This is a genomic window from Promicromonospora sp. NPDC023987 (assembly GCF_040639055.1).
GTDB lineage: Bacteria > Actinomycetota > Actinomycetes > Actinomycetales > Cellulomonadaceae > Promicromonospora.
The window spans coordinates 36,190-52,752 of sequence record NZ_JBEZZF010000039.1 but is presented as its reverse complement, the minus strand read 5'-3'; the positions used below and the strand labels follow the sequence as shown (position 1 = coordinate 52,752).

Below are 16,563 nucleotides of genomic sequence, written 5' to 3'. Positions count from 1 at the left end.
CTCGAGCCAGTGCACGTCCACCGCGGCCGGGCCGTCGTTGGTGAGCTCGTGCCGCAGCAGGACCAGCCCACCCACGCCGATCTCGAGGTGCGACCCCCGAGACAAGCTCGACCCCCGAGACAAGCTCGACCCCCGAGACAGGCTCGTCCGCCGAGACAAGCTCGACCCGAGAGCAGGTCAGCCCGGGTACGCCACCAGGTCGACGTCCTCGGCCAGCGGCTGCCAGACGCCGGTCTCCTCGTGCTCCAGGTCGCCGTCCTCGGTGATCACCAGGATCCCCTCGTCGGTCACGCCCGCCGCCATCTGCGCCACGTCCGTGAGCCCCGACAGCTTCGTCGACTGGCCGCCGGTACCGGCCTGCCCGCCGACGCCGGCGGTCCAGATGCCCGAGTTTCCCTCGCTGTCCCGCGTCAGGAGCGCGAGCGAGGTGAGCCCGGACCAGCGTGCCTCGACGACGTCGTCGACCGGTGCGCCGACCGCCAGCGGCGTCTTCGCGAGGTCGACCGGAGTCCCCTCGTTGTCCCGCACGATGCCTGCCACCTGCACCTGCGTGCCCGTCGGTGTCTTGCTGACGATCGCTATCCGCGAGCCCTCCGGCGCCACGGACACACTGACCACCTTGCGACCCTTCAGCCAGTCCGGTTTCACAGTGAACTCTTCGAGCGCCGCGGTGTACACGCGCAGCTCCCCGTCGCTGCCGCTGGTCCAGGTGGTACCGAGGTTGTCGATCGACGGCGCCGCCAGGTCCGGACCCTCCAGCATCGGCACCGGCCCGCTCTCGCTGTCGGGCGAGATGCTCACTATCCGGTCGGTACCGTCCCGCACCACGATCGGCGTGGTCACCGGGCTGACCGCGAGCGCCGTCGGATCGATCCCCGACAGGTCCACCGGCAGCTCGTGCTCGACGACCCGGCCGTCATCGATGAGGTGCAGCTGGCCGTCCTTCAGCGCCATCGGCTGGGCCGTGGTCGCCGGCAGATCGACGTCGGCGTCCTCGACCGCGAGGCGGCTGGTCTCGTTGAACAGGTCGATGGACACGGGGCGTCCGGCGCCCTCGGAGAGGGTCGCGGAGATCTGCTCCGCGATCACCGACCGCTGGGCGGCGGGGGCCTTGCCGATCTGCTCGGTGAGGCGGACGGCGACGGGTTTGCCGTCGTCCGCCTCGCTGATCGAGGGCGACGCGAGCTGGGTGCCGTCCGGCACCAGGGACTGGGTGGCTCCCTGCAGCCACTCGGGCGGGCCGGCGAGCAGCTCCTCGACCGCCATGCGCCGCCAGTACTGCCGCGGGAACCAGCGCAAGTCGGGCACGAGGCTCTCCATGTCGTCCTCGGCGGGGAAGAACAGCCGGGTCGCGCGGTACTGGTTGGCGAACAGGTTGGCTGGTACCAGCACGCCGTTGTCGAGCGCGGAGATACGCCATTCTCCGCCCGACCTGGTGAGGGTGAACTTGTAGTCCAGCTCCCGCGGGTCACTCACCTCCGTGTACGCGCCCGCGCTGTCGAGGGTGGCGATGGCCGTCGCGCGTACGGCGACCTTCACCGTCTCGGCGTCCTCGATCTCTACGGTGCTCTCCAGCGGCTTCGGCACGGGTGGCTCGCGGACCACGCGCACCGATGCCTCCGGGTCCCACTTGACCGCGACGTCGTTGGTCAGGAACTCACGTGCGGTCTGGAACTCCTTCGGTGACGTCGTGGCGGCGACGGCCGCGCCCAGGAATCCCGAGACGATCGAACGTGGGTCGGCGCCGAGGTTGGGCCCCTGCGGGAGCATCGCGATGTCGACCTGCTGGTCCACGTCGGCGGTACCCACGCGTACGGCGCCGGACGTCGGGATCTGGGCGCAGGCCCCGAGCGCGACGACGCAGGCAAGGCTGACGACGGCGGCCACGAAGTTCTTCCCGTTGCGCATCAGTGCACCTCCACGTCGTCGGTAGCGGGCAGTCCCACGGCGCCCTCGGGATCGGACAGGTCGGGGATCGCCGTGGGTGTGGGGCCGGTGGGCGGATTGACCACGGGGATCTGGCCGGTGCGGAGCCCGGGCTCGTGCGAGGCGGGCGCCAGGGTCACCGGCGGTTCGCCCACCTGCACGCCGGCGCTGCGGGGCAGTGTGAGCCGGAAGCTCGCGCCCTGCCCTGGTCGGCCCCACGCGTCGAGGCGCCCCGCGTGCAGGCGCGCGTCCTCGAGGGCGATGGCCAGGCCCAGGCCGGAGCCGCCGGTGGTGCGGGCACGTGCCGGGTCGGCTCGCCAGAAGCGGTCGAAGACGTGCTCGACCTCCTGCTTGGTCATGCCGACGCCGTAGTCGCGCACCACGACGGCGACGGCGCGGTCGTCCTCGGCGACGGTCACCTCGACCGGCCGCTCCTCGGCGTGCTCGATCGCGTTGACCACGAGGTTGCGCAGGATCCGCTCGATACGGCGCGGGTCGAAGTCCGCGGCCGCGTCGGCGTCGGGCAGCCGCACCGAGACCCGGACGTCCTTGCTGTTCGCGAGGGGGGCGGCCTGCTCGACCACCGACATGACGAGGTCACGCAGGTCGCGGCGCTCGGCGTCGAGGACGGCGGCGCCGGCGTCGAACCGGCTGATCTCCAGCAGGTCCGACAGGAGCGACTCGAACCGGTCGATCTGTCCGAGGAGCAGCTCAGCTGAGCGCGCCGCGTCCTCGTCCATCTGCTGCCGCGACTCGTGGATGATCTCGCTCGCCATGCGGATGGTGGTGAGCGGCGTGCGCAGCTCGTGCGACACGTCGGACACGAACCGGCGCTGCATGGCGGACAGCTCCTCCATCCGCAGGATCTGGTCCTGCAGGCTCCCGGCCATCTCGTTGAACGAGCGCGCGAGGCTCGCCATCTCGTCCGTGCCGCGGGCGCCCGGCATCCGCTCGGACAGGTGCCCCTCGGCGAGCCGCTCCGCCACCGTGGCGGCCCGGGTCACCGGCGTCACCGTCTGCCTGGCCATGGTCCAAGTGACGACGCCGAGCAGCGCCAGCATGCCGAAGCCACCCGCTAGCAGCACACGGTGCACGAACGACAGCGTCTCCTGCTCGGGCTCCAGGGAGTAGAGGTAGTAGATCTCGTACCTGGCATCGGGCGCCGCCTGGACCGTTGAGCCCACGATGACGCCCGGGCTGACCATGCCGCCGTCGTCCCGGGACGGGATGCCCACCGCCTGCAGCACCTGGTCGTCGTCGGAGGCGATGTTCGCCTCGCGCAGCTCGTTGGTGATGAGCAGGTCCGTCAGGTCGGCTCGCGAGGCCACGTTGGCGACCTGGGCGGTGCCGTCCTCCTCCTGCAGCAGGAAGTACTCGGCCGCGGTGGAACCGCTCGCGGCCCCGAGCGTCGCGATGGTGTCGTTCAGCAGGACCTGCAGCTCGCCGTCCGACGTCGTCTGGGTCTCCGAGAAGTTCCGCGACACCTGCGCAGTCAACGCGGCGGCCTCCCGGTCGATGGCGGCGAGCCGCTGCTCGTAGATGCCGTCGCGGACCGACGTCGACAGGTACAGCCCCAGGACCGCGATCGCCGCGAACCCGATGGCGAGCGCCGTGGTGACGACCCGCAGCTGCAGGGAGGAGCGCCACTGCGCGATCGCGCGACGGGTGGACCGGACAGCGACCACCCGGGCCCGGGCCCCCACCCGGCGCAGCCGCGTGACCAGGCCGTGCGACATCAGCGTGTCGCGCCCGCCTTGTAACCGACGCCGCGCACCGTGAGGACGATCTCCGGGTTCTCCGGGTCACGTTCGATCTTGGAGCGCAGGCGCTGGACGTGGACGTTGACGAGACGCGTGTCGGCGCTGTGCCGGTAGCCCCAGACGCGCTCCAGCAGCACCTCCCGCGTGAACACCTGCCACGGCTTGCGGGCCAGCGCCACGAGCAGGTCGAACTCCAGCGGGGTGAGCGCGATGCGCTCGCCGTCCCGCATGACGGTGTGGCCGGTGACGTCGATCTCGACGTCGCCGACGACGAGGCGCTCCGGGCCCGGGTCCTCGCTGCGGCGCATGCGGGCCTTGATCCGGGCCACGAGCTCCTTGGGCTTGAACGGCTTGGACACGTAGTCGTCGGCGCCGGACTCCAGTCCCACCACGACGTCGAGCGTGTCGGACTTGGCCGTCAGCATGATGATCGGCACACCTGACTCGGCGCGGATCTCGCGGCAGACCTGCACGCCGTCCTTGCCGGGGAGCATGAGATCGAGCAGCACAAGGTCCGGCTGGTGGGTGCGGAACATCCCCAGCGCGGAGTCACCGTCGGCACAGAACACGGCGTCGATCCCCTCGCCCTTGAGGACGATGCCGATCATCTCCGCCAGTGCTGTGTCGTCGTCGACGACGAGAACTCGTACCTTCATGTCCTCCAGTGTGCCAGGCTGGTCCAGCAAACTCGGCCTTGCCCGCCGTGTGCTGCCCGTTTACTGCGAGTTCACCCGCCCGTAGCGTCCCGGGTTGCCCGGGTGCGACCAGGTCCGGACCGGCCCCTCCTGGGGGACAGCCCCCGGTCGAACCCGGCGGTCGGCACCCTGTCGCGGGCGCCCGGCCAGGCCCGAACCTTGGACCATGACCTCCCTGACCGCCGACCGGCTCGTGGCCGGCACCGCCGCCCCCGGTGGGACCGCCCGTCCGGGCCCGCGCTTCCTCACCGCCCCGTTCGCGAGCCGCACCTGGCGGGAGCAGGGCTACCTCGCGCTCGTCCTCCTGCTCACGCCGTTCGCCTTCGCCTACGCGGTCTTCGCGGTGAGCCTCACCGCAGGCGTCGCCGTCACGGTGGTCGGGCTGGTCGCGGCCGGCGCCGCCGTGCTCGCCGCGCGCGGCTGGGGTGCGGCCTACCGCGGCCTGGCCCATGAGCTGCTCGACGCCGACATCGCGGCGCCGGCGCCCTACGTCCGGCCCCGCGGCTTCTGGCGGACCGTCGGGTCCATGCTCTCCGACGCCTCCGCCTGGCGTGCGCTGCTCTTCGTGCTCATCGCCCTGCCCCTGTCCATCGTGTCGTTCGTCACGAGCAGCACGTTCCTCGGCGCCGGGCTGGGCGGCCTCACCTACTGGTACTGGTACCGGTTCCTGCCGGCGGAGCTCGGGACCGACGGAGAGCTGCACCGTGGCGCGGCCTTCGGCGACGCCTACTTCGTGGACACGCCCCCGCGCCTCGCACTGGCCGCGGTGGTCGGCCTGATGCTGCTCCTGTGCTGGCCGTGGATCACGCGGATGTTCGCGATGATCTTCCGCGCGCTCTCGCACGGCCTGCTGGGCCCCACCCGGGCGAGCCTGCGCGTCGCCGAGCTGGAGCGGTCGCGCACGGGCACGGTGGACCACGCCGACGCGCGCCTGCGCAGCATCGAACGTGACCTGCACGACGGCACGCAGGCCCGCCTCGTCTCCGTAGCCATGCAGCTCGGTGAGGCGCGCGAGCAGCTCGCCGACGGCGGCGACCCGCACCAGGCCGCCGACCTGCTCGACACCGCCCACTCGTCCGCCAAGGAAGCGCTCGCGGAGCTGCGCGAGCTGGCGCGGGACATCCACCCGCCCGCCCTCGACAGCGGTCTCACCGTGGCGCTCGGGACGCTGGCCGCACGCTCGACGCTGCCGGTCAGCGTGTCCGTGGATCCTGGCCTGGAGGCGGACGGCCGCCTGGCTCCGGCCCTGGAGTCGATCGTCTACTCCACCGTCGCCGAGCTGGTCGCCAACGCCGCCACGCACGCCCGCGCCGGCGAGGTGTCCGTCCAGGTCGAGCCCGTCGCCGACGCGGTCCGCATCCGGGTGCGCGACGACGGCCGCGGTGGCGCGGGCGTGGTGCGCCCCGGGGGCCCCGGCCGGCGCTCCGGCTTGGCGGGGCTGGCCGGGCTGGTGTACTCCGTCGACGGCACGCTCGACCTGTCCAGCCCGGCCGGTGGGCCTACGGTAGTGACCGTGATCCTGCCAGCCACCAACCCGTCGAGCCGTGCATGACCGGGCCGGACGGCCCGCCCTCGAGCCTGCGGGTGCTCCTTGCCGAGGACTCGGCGATCCTGCGCGACGGCCTCGCCGCTCTCCTGACGCGGCGCGGCCACACCGTCGCCACCGTCGGCGACGGTGAGGCTCTGGAGCGGGAGGTCGCGCGCCTCGTCCGCGAGGAGGCGCTGCCCGACGTGGTCGTCGCCGACATCCGGATGCCGCCCAGCTTCACCGACGAGGGGCTGCGCGCGGTGCTGGGCCTGCGGACCCGGCACCCACGGCTGCCGGTGCTGCTGTTCTCGCAGTACGTCGAGACCCGGTACGCGAGCCGGCTGCTGGCCGGCGACGCGCGTGGCGTCGGGTACCTCCTCAAGGACCGGGTGGCCGACGTCGGTGACTTCGTCGACGCACTCGGCCGGGTGGCCGGTGGCGCGACTGTGCTCGACCCCGAGGTCGTCTCCCAGCTCATGGGGTCCGCCCGGCAGGACGACGACCTGGAGCGCCTGTCGGCTCGGGAGCGCGAGGTGCTGGGCCTCATGGCCCAGGGCCGGTCCAACGGGGCGATCGCCGAGCTGCTGCACCTGTCGTACGGGGCGGTCGAGAAGAACGTTGCGGCGATCTTCACCAAGCTGGACCTCCCGCAGGACGCCGCCGACCATCGCCGCGTCCTGGCGGTGCTCCGCCACCTGGGGGCGTGAGGTCCGGTCAGAGCCGGCCCGCCGCCTTGAGCGCCAGATACTCGTCCGCCAGGCGCGGCGCCAGGTCGTCCGGCAGCGCCTCGACGACGTCGGCCCCGTAGCGGCGCAGCATCGTCGTGACGGCGGTGCGTTCCAGGTCTCCCCGCGCGGCAGCCGCCGCGTCGTAGACCTCGGTGACCGTCTCGCGTCCGGCCCGCAGCCCGGCCACCTCCTCGTCCGCGACGGACGCGACGACCACCGTGTGGTTCCGGGCGAGCTGGTCCACCACGGGCAGCAGGCCGTTCTCCACCGCCGCAGGGTCGAGGGTCGTGAGCAGCACCACGAGCGCGCGCTGCGTCATGCGGGTCCGCACCTGCGTCACCACGCCCGGCCAGTCCGTCTCCAGGAGCACCGGCTCGACGGTAGCCAGCGACTCCGCCATCGCGGGCATGAGCCGCGGCCCGGCCGCGCCCACCACGCGGGACCGGACGGTGCGGTCGAACGCCACGAGCTCCACCCGGTCGCCCGCGTGGCCCGCCAGCGCCGCGAGCAGCAGCGCCGCCTCGATGCTGGAGTCCAGCCGGGGCGCGCCCGTCGAGTCCGCCGCACCCACCCGGGCCGCGGACGTCCGCCCGGTGTCGAGCACGATCATCACCCGCCGGTCCCGCTCCGGCCGCCAGGTGCGCACCACGACCTCGCGCCGGCGTGCGGTGGCGCGCCAGTCGATCGAGCGGACGTCGTCGCCCACCACGTACTCCCGCAGGGAGTCGAACTCGGTGCCCTCGCCGCGGATCTGCACCGCCGCGCGACCGTCCATCTCCCGCAGCCGCGCCAGGCGCGACGGCAGGTGCTTGCGGCTCGCGAACTCCGGCAGCACGCGCAGGCGGCCCGGCACCGGCAGCGTGACCTGGCGACCCGCCAGGCCCAGCGGCCCGAGGCTGCGGATGGTCACCCCGCCCGCCGTCCGGTCGCCCCGCCGGGTCGGCACGAGCGTGGTGGGCAGACGCGCTGCCTCGCCGTCGGGCAGGTTCACATGGTGACGCCCGGACCCGCCTGACGCCGGGCGCACCCGCTCCGACCTGCCCCGCCCCGGTCCCGCACCCGCCGACGGCCCCCAGGCGTCCCGGACCACGGCGCGCAGCCGCCGTCCGGAAGCGTTACGGAGCACCAGCTCGCTCGTCGCCTCGGCGCGCAGCCGCACGGAACCGGGTACCCGCCGCTGCACCGCCACCCGCCGCGGGGAGGCGGCCAGCACGATGTCGACAGCGCACACCAGGACCACCACCACCGCCCACACCAGCACCGTCCCGTTCGCGGGCAGGAGCAGCACGGGGACCACGCCGAGCCCCATCAGGGCAGCAGCCCGCCACGTCACGACCATGGACGCGGCCTCAGCGCGGCACGGGCACGGAGGCCAGCACCGTGTCCAGCACGCCCTCGGCGGTGACACCCTCGAGCTCGGCCTCCGCGCGCAGCTGCACGCGGTGCCGCAGCGTCGGGTGGGCGAGCGCCTTGATGTCGTCGGGGGTCACGAAGGACCGCCCGGAAAGCCACGCCCAGGCCCGCGCGGTGCGCAGCAACGCGGTAGCGCCACGCGGCGAGACGCCGAGCGAGAGCGACGGCGAGAAGCGGGTCGCGCGGCACACGTCCACGGCGTACCCGAGCACCTCGCGCGACACCTGGACCCGGGCCACCTCGGCACGGGCGCGCTCCAGGATGTCGGCGTCGGCCACGGGGGTGACGCCGGCGGCGGCCAGGTCGCGCGGGTCGAACCCTGCGGCGTGCCGGGCGAGGACCTCCACCTCCTGGTCGCGCTCGGGCAGGGGCAGCACGAGCTTGAGCAGGAACCGGTCGAGCTGGGCCTCGGGCAGCGAGTAGGTGCCCTCGTACTCGACGGGGTTCTGCGTGGCGATCACCATGAAGGGGTCGGGCAGCAGCCGGGGCGTGCCGTCCACCGACACCTGGCGCTCCTCCATCGCCTCCAGGAGGGATGCCTGGGTCTTGGGGGGCGTGCGGTTGATCTCGTCCGCCAGCACCAGGTTGGTGAACACGGGGCCCTCGCGGAACGAGAACTCGGCGGTGCGCGCGTCGTAGACGAGCGAACCCGTGACGTCACCCGGCATGAGGTCGGGCGTGAACTGGACGCGCTTGGTGTCCAGCTTCAGCGCTGCCGCCAGGGTGCGCACCAGGAGCGTCTTCGCGACACCCGGAACGCCCTCCAGGAGCACGTGCCCCTGGCACAGCAGAGCGATGAGCAGGCTGGTCACTGCCGCATCCTGCCCGACGACGGCCTTGCCCACCTCCGTACGGACCGCCGCCAGTGCGGCACGCAGCTCCTGCGACGGGGCGGGCGGCTCGGCCGCGGCCGGCCGGGCCGGGGCCTGCTCGGCCACGGGCCGGTCCGTCGGCGGTGCGCTCTGCGGACCCGGTGCCGCGGGCTGCTCGGTGCTCGGCTGCTGGGCCGGCATGGGCTCAGCGGGCTGAGTGGCGGGCTGGTGGGGGAAGGCTGGTTCGGTCACGGTCGGTGGACCTCGCTCTCCAGGATGTCGAGTCGGCGCGCGAGCTCGGCGAGCGCGGCGTCGTCAGCGGGGGGTGGGCCGTAGAGCAGGTCTGCCACCTGCTGCGACGGGCGGTTGGTCGCGGCGACGACTGAGTCGACCACGGAAGTGGCGTCGGACGAGCGAGCCAGGCCGAGGCGCGAGGCTATCCGGTCGGCCGTGGATGCGCGCAGGCCCGCCGCGGCATGCCCACGGGCGCGGGCTGCCCGGTACAGGCGAGCACGGCCGCGCGTGGCCTCGGACGACCGCACGAGCACCGGCAGGTCCTCGACGACGAGCGGACCCATGCGGCGCACGCGCCACAGGGCGAGCAGCACGGCGGCGAGCACGACCACCAGCGCGACGGGTGCGGATCCGGGCGGCATCATCGGGTTGATCTGGCCGCGCTCCGCGGGCGTCGGCTCGTCGTCGCCGGTGCTGACGTCCATCGGGTTCGGCACCAGCCAGACCAGGTCCTCGTGCTGGCCCAGCATCCGCAGCGCGAGCGCGGCGTTGCCCTCGTCCAGGACGGTGCCGTTGCGGATCACCGCCGGGTCGTCGACCAAGGTCACGGACCGGTCCGGGAAGTCCAGCCGCGCGTAGGCGTAGGCGCCGAGGCCGTCGGGCCAGCACAGCACCGGGCGCACGGCGTCGCCGTCCGCCCCGTCCGACACGTCGTAGAGCCCTGGCCGCAGCGTCACCTCGCCGGCGGCCTGCGCCGTCGGGTCGTCGCACTGCGGCGGCACGGGGCCGTCCGTCTCGCCGTACGTGGAGTCGAGGGTGTTCCGGCTCACGGCCGCGACCATGGTGTAGTCCCCGCCGAGCACGACGAGGTCGGCGCCCGTCCGGTTCAGTGACGAGATCTGGTCGTCGGCGAAGAATCCGGGATTGGGCGTGACCAGGAGGGTGCTGTCCGGCCCAGCGGCCGCCACGGCATCGGCGACCGTGGTCACGTGAGTGATCCGCACGCCCTGGTCCTTCAGGACCTCGGCGACGGCCATCCCCCCGTTCTCCTCCGGGTTGTCCGGGGCGTACGGGTCGGCCGACGTCGGCGGGCGGACCACCGCGAGGAACAGGACAAGGAGGGCGATGGCGGCGAGCACCGTCAACGGCCAGCGCAGCCGGCGCCAGGTGCTCGCGGCGCGTGACCGGCCGGTGCTGTCGTCGCCGATCACGACGGGCGGTTCGTCGACCGGGCCGGTCGACGAACCGGCGACCGCTGTGGGAGGCGTCGGAGCGGGTGGCGGAGGCAGGGGCGTGACCGTCATGCGGACACCCCAGGCCGTGCCGCGGTGACCTCGGCGTCGAGCGCACGCAGGTCCGCGTCGTCGCCCTGCGTGGCCACCCGGTCGCCGTACTCGACGCCGTCGAACAGGTCGGCGCCCGAGCGCAGGCCGGCGGCCTGAGCGGGCAGGCGTGCGCCGGCGTCGGCGGCGGCCTCCTGGGCCGTGCGGCCGGGCCGCGGGTCGATGATCACGCGTTCCTCCAGAGAGCGGACGACGGCACGGAAGCGCTCGACGGCCGCCGTCCGCCAGTCGCCCGACGCCGCGGCGGCGTCGGCCGCCGCGCGCATCTGCGTGGCGGTGCGGGCGTCATCGGCGTCGAGCACCTCGGCGGAGCCCGCGCGGTTGCGCCCGAGGCGCACCGGCCCGGCCACCAGCCAGGCGAGCACGAGGACCACCACGACGACCACCGCGATGACCACTCCGAGCTGGGGCCCCGACATCGACGTGTCGGGCCAGTCGATGCCGTTCAGCCAGTCCAGCACCCAGCTGATCAGGCGCGACAGCAGGGACTCGCGCTCCGCGTACTCGGGGCCCTGCAGCTCGCTGCTGAGCCACTCACGTGCGGTGTCCCGGTCCGGGACGACGGGTAGGCCGGCCCTCATCTCACTGGTCCGCCGCGGTGGCGGCCGCGGTCTGCAGCTGCACGTCCAGTCCCTCGCGACGCATCCGGGTGTCGATGTAGAGCAGAGCGATGACGCCACCGAGGAACAGCACGGTCATGCCGCCGGTGATGACGTAGGTGATCCCGTAGCCGACCGCGAGGGCCGCGCTGTTCGCGGTCGCCATGAACACGCCCATCAACATGCCGACGGGGAAGGCGACGATCTGGCCGATGATGCTCAGAATGATCGACGTCAGCAGGTAGATGCCGAGCAGCCGCCAGAACGTGCCGCGCGTCAGCTTCCACGCGCGGCGAACCGTGGTCCAGAAGCCGCCACCCTCGACGGCGAGCGCCGGCGGGACGAGGAGGAGGCGGGTGAACACCCACACGCCGACCACCAGAAGGGCAGCGAGCACGAGGAACAGGCCGATCACGCCGAGCGTCGGGTCCACGTAGAACAGCCCCGCGATGATGCCGACGGCCAGCGCGTACGCCACGAGCACCGCGACGGTGCTGAGGAGCGAGAACCCGATGAGGAACCAGGCGCGCTTGCCGACGCGGTGCCAGGCGGCGGACACCGAGATCTTGCGGCCGATCACCGAGTCGCTGACGGAGATCGCCATGACACCCATGGCGAGCGGTGTGGCGAACATGAGCAGCAGGCTGGTGCCGAGCAGCGACCCGTAGGTCACACCGAGGACGTCCTGCGTGAAGCCGAGGTCGTCGAAGGCCGGGTCGGACCCGATCTCCCCGAACAGGTCCGCGAACATGTCGGTGAACAGGGTGGTCAGGGGGATGCTGACCAGCGTGCCGAGGGCGACGGCGATGACGACGATGATCGCCGTCAGGCCCAGCGTCACGCCCGGGTTGTGGCGGACGGCGCCGAACGCGCCGTCGTACAGCTCGCCCAGGCTGAGCGGGCGCAGCGGGACGATGCCGGGCTTGTCCGCCGGCGGGCGGTAGCCGGGTACCTGCGAGGTGTACGGGGAGTACTGCCCGTACTGGCTCTGACCGTACTGCGCGGCCTGCTCACCCTGCGCCGTGCCGTACTGCGGCGTGCCGTACTGCGGCTGGTCCTGGGCCGGTGGCGCTGCCGGGTCGTACCCGGGCGCGTACTGCCCGTACCGCGGCGGCTCGCCCCAGCCGGCGGGCTGGGACCCTCCGGGCTGCGGGGGCGTCGGCTGCGCCGGCTGGTCGGGTGCGCTCTCGGGCGTCGTCATGGGGGCGTGCTCCCGGTTGTCGTCTCAAGTCGTGCCTGCGCGGCAACCCTAGTACGCGGGGCTGACACCAGGCCGCGCTTTTCGCGCGCGTCGGTCGCTCCGCGCAACTGTCACCCAGCCGTGACCACCGTGGCGCCGGCGTCGTGCTCGGCGAGGTCGCCCGTCGCGCCGGCACGGACGGCGCGGCGGCCCAGCACATAGACGTAGGTCCAGAAGCCGGCCAGCACGATCATGCCGATCACGATCTTGAGCCACCAGTACATCTCGGACCCGGTGACGAAGCCTTCCACGAGACCGGAGACCCCGAGCGCCACCGCGAGCCCGATGACCGTCGTGATCAGGGCGCGGCCCTCGGCGGCCATGGCGACCGACCGCTTGCGGTGCCCGGGATCGATCAGGGTCCAGAAGAGCCGCAGCCCGGCGGCACCCGCGACGAAGATGCAGGTCAGCTCGAGCAGGCCGTGCGGGGCGATGAGCGTGAGGAACATGTCGAGCTCGCCGTGGGCAGCCATCATGCCGCCCGTGGCTCCGATGCTCACCGCGTTCTGCCAGAGCACCATCAGGGTGAAGAACCCCGTGATGCCGCCGCCGACGGCCTGGGCGGCGATCCATGCGTTGTTGGTCCACACCACCGCGGCGAACCCGATGCCGGGGTCGTAGTACGACGCGAACGCGTTGTTCACGTAGTCCTCCTGCGCCGACGGCGTCGCCATGTCGTTGAGCGCGGCGGAGTCCGTGGCGATGTAGACGCCCGCGACGATCGCCACGAGCAGGCAGGCCGCCGTCACCGCGTGCGACCACCAGCGGATCCGGTAGAACGCCGCGGGCAGCGACACCACGGCGAACCGCACGACCTCGCGCCAGGCCGGCTCGTGCGTGCCGGCGATGCGGGTGCGAGCACGGTTCAGGACGTCGGACAGGCGCGTGACCAGCGCAGGGTCCGGCGCGGCCGACCGGACGGTCGACAGGTGCGTGGCGACCGACTGGTACAGGCGCACCAGCTCGTCGGCCTCGGCGCCGTCCAGGCGGCGCCGGGACGAGAGCTCCTTGAGGCGGTCCCACTCTGCGGCGTGCACGGCGGTGAAGGCGTCGATGTCCACGACGGTAGTCTGCCGCACAGGAGATACGGCGTGACCCCGAAGGCCCCGACATCCCGACCGGAGGAACCGTGCAGGACGGCATAGTCATCGGCGAGGGCGTGGTGCTGGACGCACGCCCCGCGTCGTTCATCACCCGCGCGATGGGCGCAATGCTCGACTTCCTGGTGATCGGCGCCGTCATCTGGGTCGCGCTGATCGTCGGCGGCATCTGGTTCCTGGAGAACGCCGTGCTGGGCGAGGACATCGCGATGGTGATCTATGTCGTCGCGACCGTCGTGGTCATGGTGGGAGTGCCGGTCACCGTCGAGACGCTGTCCCGCGGCCGGTCCGTCGGCAAGCTCGCCTGCGGCATCCGGGTGGTGCGCGACGACGGCGGGCCCGTCCGGTTCCGCCACGCACTGGTGCGCGCTCTGGTCGGGGTGATCGAGCTGTGGCTCACGTTCGGCGGCATCGCGGCCATCGCGTCGCTGTCGAACGCGAAGGGCAAGCGCCTCGGCGATCTCGCCGCGGGCACGTACGCGGTACGGGTGCGGGGCGGCAAGCCGCTGTCGGCACCGATCGTGATGCCGCAGGCCCTGGCCTCGTGGGCCCACACTGCCGACATGCGCAGGCTGCCGGACGGGCTGGCGTTGGCCGCCCGCCAGCTCCTGGGCCGCGCCGCCCGGCTCGCACCCGACTCCCGCGCCCGGCTCGCCGACGACCTCGCCGGCCGGATCGAGCGCTACGTCGCCCCCGGTCCGCCGCCCGGCACCCACCCGGAGGCCTTCCTGCACGCCGTCCTCGCCGAGCGTCGCGACCGTGAGCTCGGCGCTGGTCAGCGCGAGCGCAAGCGGGCCGAGGAGCAGGCGGAGCTGCTGCACCGCCTGCCGTTCGCGGTGGCGGACCCGCCGCGCTGACGGCTGGTTGACCCGCAGCCCGAGACCTCAGGTCCGGATGTGGTCCGTGGTGGGCAGCAGGCCACGCGAGCGCAGGGCGTCCGAGCCGCGCAACAGCCCGGCCTGCACCGCCCGGCGCAGCCGGGTCGCCGTCGGGCGCTCGACGCCGTAGTGGATCACCGCGGCCAGGGCGAGGCTGATCCCACCCGCCGCGAACAGCGCGACGGTGCGGGTGGTCTCGTGGGCCAGGAGGTCGATCACGGCGTAGCCGAACTGGGTGTGCACCAGGTAGATGGGATAGGTCAGGGCACCGACCGTGCCGAGCACGGCCGCCACCCGCCGGGGCGGGACGGTCGGGCCTGGCAGGGTCGTCGCCCAGACGGCCGCGACGCTCGCCAGCATGAGCATCACGGCGATGACGGGGCTCACCGGCACGCCCTGGAGGTCCGACGCCCGGCCTGCGGCGTCGAGGACCCGCATCACGCACAGGGTGATTCCCCCGACGAGCAGCAGGCCGCTGACCAGGTCCCAACCGTCGCGGTAGACGAGGAACAGCAGCATGCCGACGGCGAAGTACGGAGCGTAGTTCGGTACCAGCCAGTCGGTGAGCCACTGGGCGCCGAGCTCCTGGGCGGCCCAGCCGGCGAGCGGCCAGAGCGTGGCGAACGCGAGCACGCGGTTACGCGTGAGCCGGCCGAACGCCAGCACCACGAACACGAGCAGGTAGAACTTCAGCTCCACCAGCAGGGTCCAGAACACGACCTGGACGCCGGTGACCTGGAACAGGTCCTGCACCATCGTGAGGTTGACCAGGGTCTCCGTGAGGCTCGTGCGGCGCCCGCCCGACCACACCTGCTGCAGGCCCGCCGTCAGGACGATGCAGGCCCAGTACGCCGGGAAGAGCCGGCCCACGCGAGAAGCGACGAAGCCCGCGACGCCCCGGCCGTCGGCGCTGAGCAGGATCACGAACCCCGAGATCATGAAGAACAGCTCGACCGCCAGCCAGCCGTACCGCGTGACCTCGTTGAGCAGCGGGAACGCGTCCACGGGGTCGACGCCCCAGTACCCGGTCACCGTCGAGGTCGCCGTGAAGTGGTAGAGCAGCACAGCAGCCGCCGCCGCGAAGCGCAGGCCGTCGATCCCCACGAGCCGACCGGAGGGCTTCCGGTCCTTGCCGACCGCGGGTGCGGAGGGCGCCTCTGGCAAGGTGGCGGACGTGCTGTGGTGACTGGTCATCGCCGCAGACCTTAGATCACAGAACGGTAACGGTCAAACTTCACCCTACCAGAAGTGTAAGAAGCGTTTTCGCGGAAGCGTCCCAGTCGTAAAATGCCGCGCGCACCTGAGCCGCCGCCGATCGCTCGGCCCACGTCTCGGCGTCGTCGAGCTCTCGGACCGCCGCGACGAACCCCGTGACGTCGTCGGGACCGACGTAGGCGCCCGCTTCACCACCCACCTCACGGAACACGGGGATGTCGCTGACGACCAGGGGCGTGCCGAGCGCCATCGCCTCCACCAGCGGCAGCCCGAAACCCTCGTCCCTTGAGCCGGAGACGAGCGCCGTCGCGCTCCCCAGCACGTCGCGGTAGACCTCGTCGGACGCGCCGTCATGGAACACGAGCGTGCCGGTGCCGGCCAGCTCGGTCAGCCGTGCCCGGTGCTCGGGCGTCACCGGGCTCATGAGGTGCAGCTCCCACCCGGGCAGCTGCGCCATGGCGCGCGCGGGCAGCTCCACGTTCTTGTACGGCATGAACGAGCCCATGTAGACGAGCGAGCGGGTGCGCGACGCCTCGGACCGGCCGCCCGGACGGGTGGGCACCGGATCGGACGCGTTCGGCACCACCGTCACGGGACGCCGGGTCAGCCGGTGGTGCGCGATGAGGTCGCGGGTGGTCTCGGAGACGGTGACCACGGCATCCGCGCGGTTCAGCAGGAGCCGCTGCGGCCACCAGGCGAGGTGGAACAGGCGCCACAGCAGGCGCACCGGAGCGGGCAGGTTCCGTGGCGGTGTGGGGTGCCGGTAGTAGATGAGGTCGTGCAGCGTCAGGACGACGCGGTAGTCCCGTCCCCACGTCCCCATGGTCTGCATGGGGCTGAACACGACGTCGGCCCCCGTGCGCCGCACCTGCCGTGCCACGAACGGCTCGCGCCAGCTGGTCGGGGCGCTCACCAGGTGCCACGGCAGCCCGTCGGGCAGGTGGTCGAGCTGGCGTTCGTCGTTCACCAGCACCTCGACCGGGTGCAGCCGGGCCAGCGCGGTGACGATCCCCGCGGTGTACCGACTGATGCCGTCGTGCCGGCCGACCCGCAGATACCGGCAGTCGACGACGATCTTCATCCGATCTTCCC

General features: G+C 72.7%; 14 protein-coding genes. 3 read left to right on the top strand and 11 right to left on the bottom strand.

Going from position 1 to position 16,563, the window contains the following annotated elements; translation table 11 throughout:
• Positions 1 to 177: 177 nt before the first annotated feature.
• The 3 genes from AB0F40_RS17420 to mtrA are packed head-to-tail and all read right to left on the bottom strand — an operon-like array spanning position 178 to position 4,342.
• Positions 178 to 1,908, bottom strand: coding sequence for a GerMN domain-containing protein (locus tag AB0F40_RS17420; protein ID WP_357470067.1), 1,731 nt, complete (start codon positions 1,906 to 1,908; stop codon positions 178 to 180).
• The gene (mtrB, locus tag AB0F40_RS17415; protein ID WP_357470064.1) at positions 1,908 to 3,662 is read right to left on the bottom strand and encodes an MtrAB system histidine kinase MtrB; all 1,755 of its coding nucleotides are present in this window, start codon (positions 3,660 to 3,662) and stop codon (positions 1,908 to 1,910) included. The genes AB0F40_RS17420 and mtrB overlap by 1 nt, the downstream gene beginning before the upstream one ends.
• The gene (gene mtrA / locus AB0F40_RS17410) at positions 3,662 to 4,342 is read right to left on the bottom strand and encodes an MtrAB system response regulator MtrA (protein WP_274996175.1); all 681 of its coding nucleotides are present in this window, start codon (positions 4,340 to 4,342) and stop codon (positions 3,662 to 3,664) included. Before mtrA ends, mtrB begins: the two co-directional genes overlap by 1 nt.
• Positions 4,343 to 4,547: 205 nt before the next feature.
• Between mtrA and AB0F40_RS17405 the strand changes: the two genes are divergently transcribed.
• Positions 4,548 to 5,933 (top strand): sensor domain-containing protein, encoded by a 1,386-nt coding sequence (locus AB0F40_RS17405; RefSeq protein WP_357470060.1) that lies wholly within the window; start codon positions 4,548 to 4,550, stop codon positions 5,931 to 5,933.
• Positions 5,930 to 6,616, top strand: a complete 687-nt coding sequence (locus tag AB0F40_RS17400) for a response regulator transcription factor (protein ID WP_357470057.1) — start codon at positions 5,930 to 5,932, stop codon at positions 6,614 to 6,616. The genes AB0F40_RS17405 and AB0F40_RS17400 overlap by 4 nt, the downstream gene beginning before the upstream one ends.
• A 7-nt stretch (positions 6,617 to 6,623) precedes the next feature.
• Here the strand turns inward: AB0F40_RS17400 and AB0F40_RS17395 are convergent, their stop codons facing one another.
• The 6 genes from AB0F40_RS17395 to AB0F40_RS17370 all read right to left on the bottom strand — a co-directional run bounded on the left by AB0F40_RS17395 (position 6,624) and on the right by AB0F40_RS17370 (position 13,339).
• Positions 6,624 to 7,976: a DUF58 domain-containing protein gene (locus AB0F40_RS17395; RefSeq protein WP_357470054.1), complete on the bottom strand. Its 1,353-nt coding sequence runs from the start codon at positions 7,974 to 7,976 to the stop codon at positions 6,624 to 6,626.
• Positions 7,977 to 7,986: 10 nt separating this feature from the next.
• Positions 7,987 to 9,114 carry a MoxR family ATPase gene (locus AB0F40_RS17390; protein ID WP_357470052.1) on the bottom strand — a complete coding sequence of 376 codons (1,128 nt, stop codon included), beginning with the start codon at positions 9,112 to 9,114 and terminating at the stop codon, positions 7,987 to 7,989.
• Entirely contained in the window at positions 9,111 to 10,400 is a 1,290-nt protein-coding gene (locus tag AB0F40_RS17385; RefSeq protein ID WP_357470049.1) for a DUF4350 domain-containing protein, read from the bottom strand. Before AB0F40_RS17385 ends, AB0F40_RS17390 begins: the two co-directional genes overlap by 4 nt.
• Positions 10,397 to 11,020: a DUF4129 domain-containing protein gene (locus AB0F40_RS17380; protein WP_357470046.1), complete on the bottom strand. Its 624-nt coding sequence runs from the start codon at positions 11,018 to 11,020 to the stop codon at positions 10,397 to 10,399. The genes AB0F40_RS17385 and AB0F40_RS17380 overlap by 4 nt, the downstream gene beginning before the upstream one ends.
• A gap of 1 nt (position 11,021) precedes the next feature.
• A complete protein-coding gene (locus AB0F40_RS17375) occupies positions 11,022 to 12,239 on the bottom strand; it encodes a hypothetical protein (protein ID WP_357470043.1) in 1,218 nt (405 codons plus the stop codon).
• Positions 12,240 to 12,349: 110 nt separating this feature from the next.
• On the bottom strand, positions 12,350 to 13,339 hold the full coding sequence (locus AB0F40_RS17370) for a stage II sporulation protein M (RefSeq protein WP_357470040.1): 990 nt from the start codon (positions 13,337 to 13,339) through the stop codon (positions 12,350 to 12,352).
• A 68-nt stretch (positions 13,340 to 13,407) separates the two neighbouring features.
• Here AB0F40_RS17370 and AB0F40_RS17365 point away from each other — a divergent pair, with 68 nt between their 5' ends.
• Positions 13,408 to 14,235, top strand: coding sequence for an RDD family protein (locus AB0F40_RS17365; RefSeq protein ID WP_357470037.1), 828 nt, complete (start codon positions 13,408 to 13,410; stop codon positions 14,233 to 14,235).
• A gap of 27 nt (positions 14,236 to 14,262) precedes the next feature.
• On the opposite strand, the gene AB0F40_RS17360 is transcribed toward AB0F40_RS17365, so the two are convergent.
• On the bottom strand, positions 14,263 to 15,450 hold the full coding sequence (locus AB0F40_RS17360) for an acyltransferase (protein WP_357470034.1): 1,188 nt from the start codon (positions 15,448 to 15,450) through the stop codon (positions 14,263 to 14,265).
• A 40-nt stretch (positions 15,451 to 15,490) separates the two neighbouring features.
• Positions 15,491 to 16,552 (bottom strand): glycosyltransferase family 1 protein, encoded by a 1,062-nt coding sequence (locus AB0F40_RS17355; RefSeq protein ID WP_357470032.1) that lies wholly within the window; start codon positions 16,550 to 16,552, stop codon positions 15,491 to 15,493.
• Between the last annotated feature and the right edge of the window lie 11 nt (positions 16,553 to 16,563).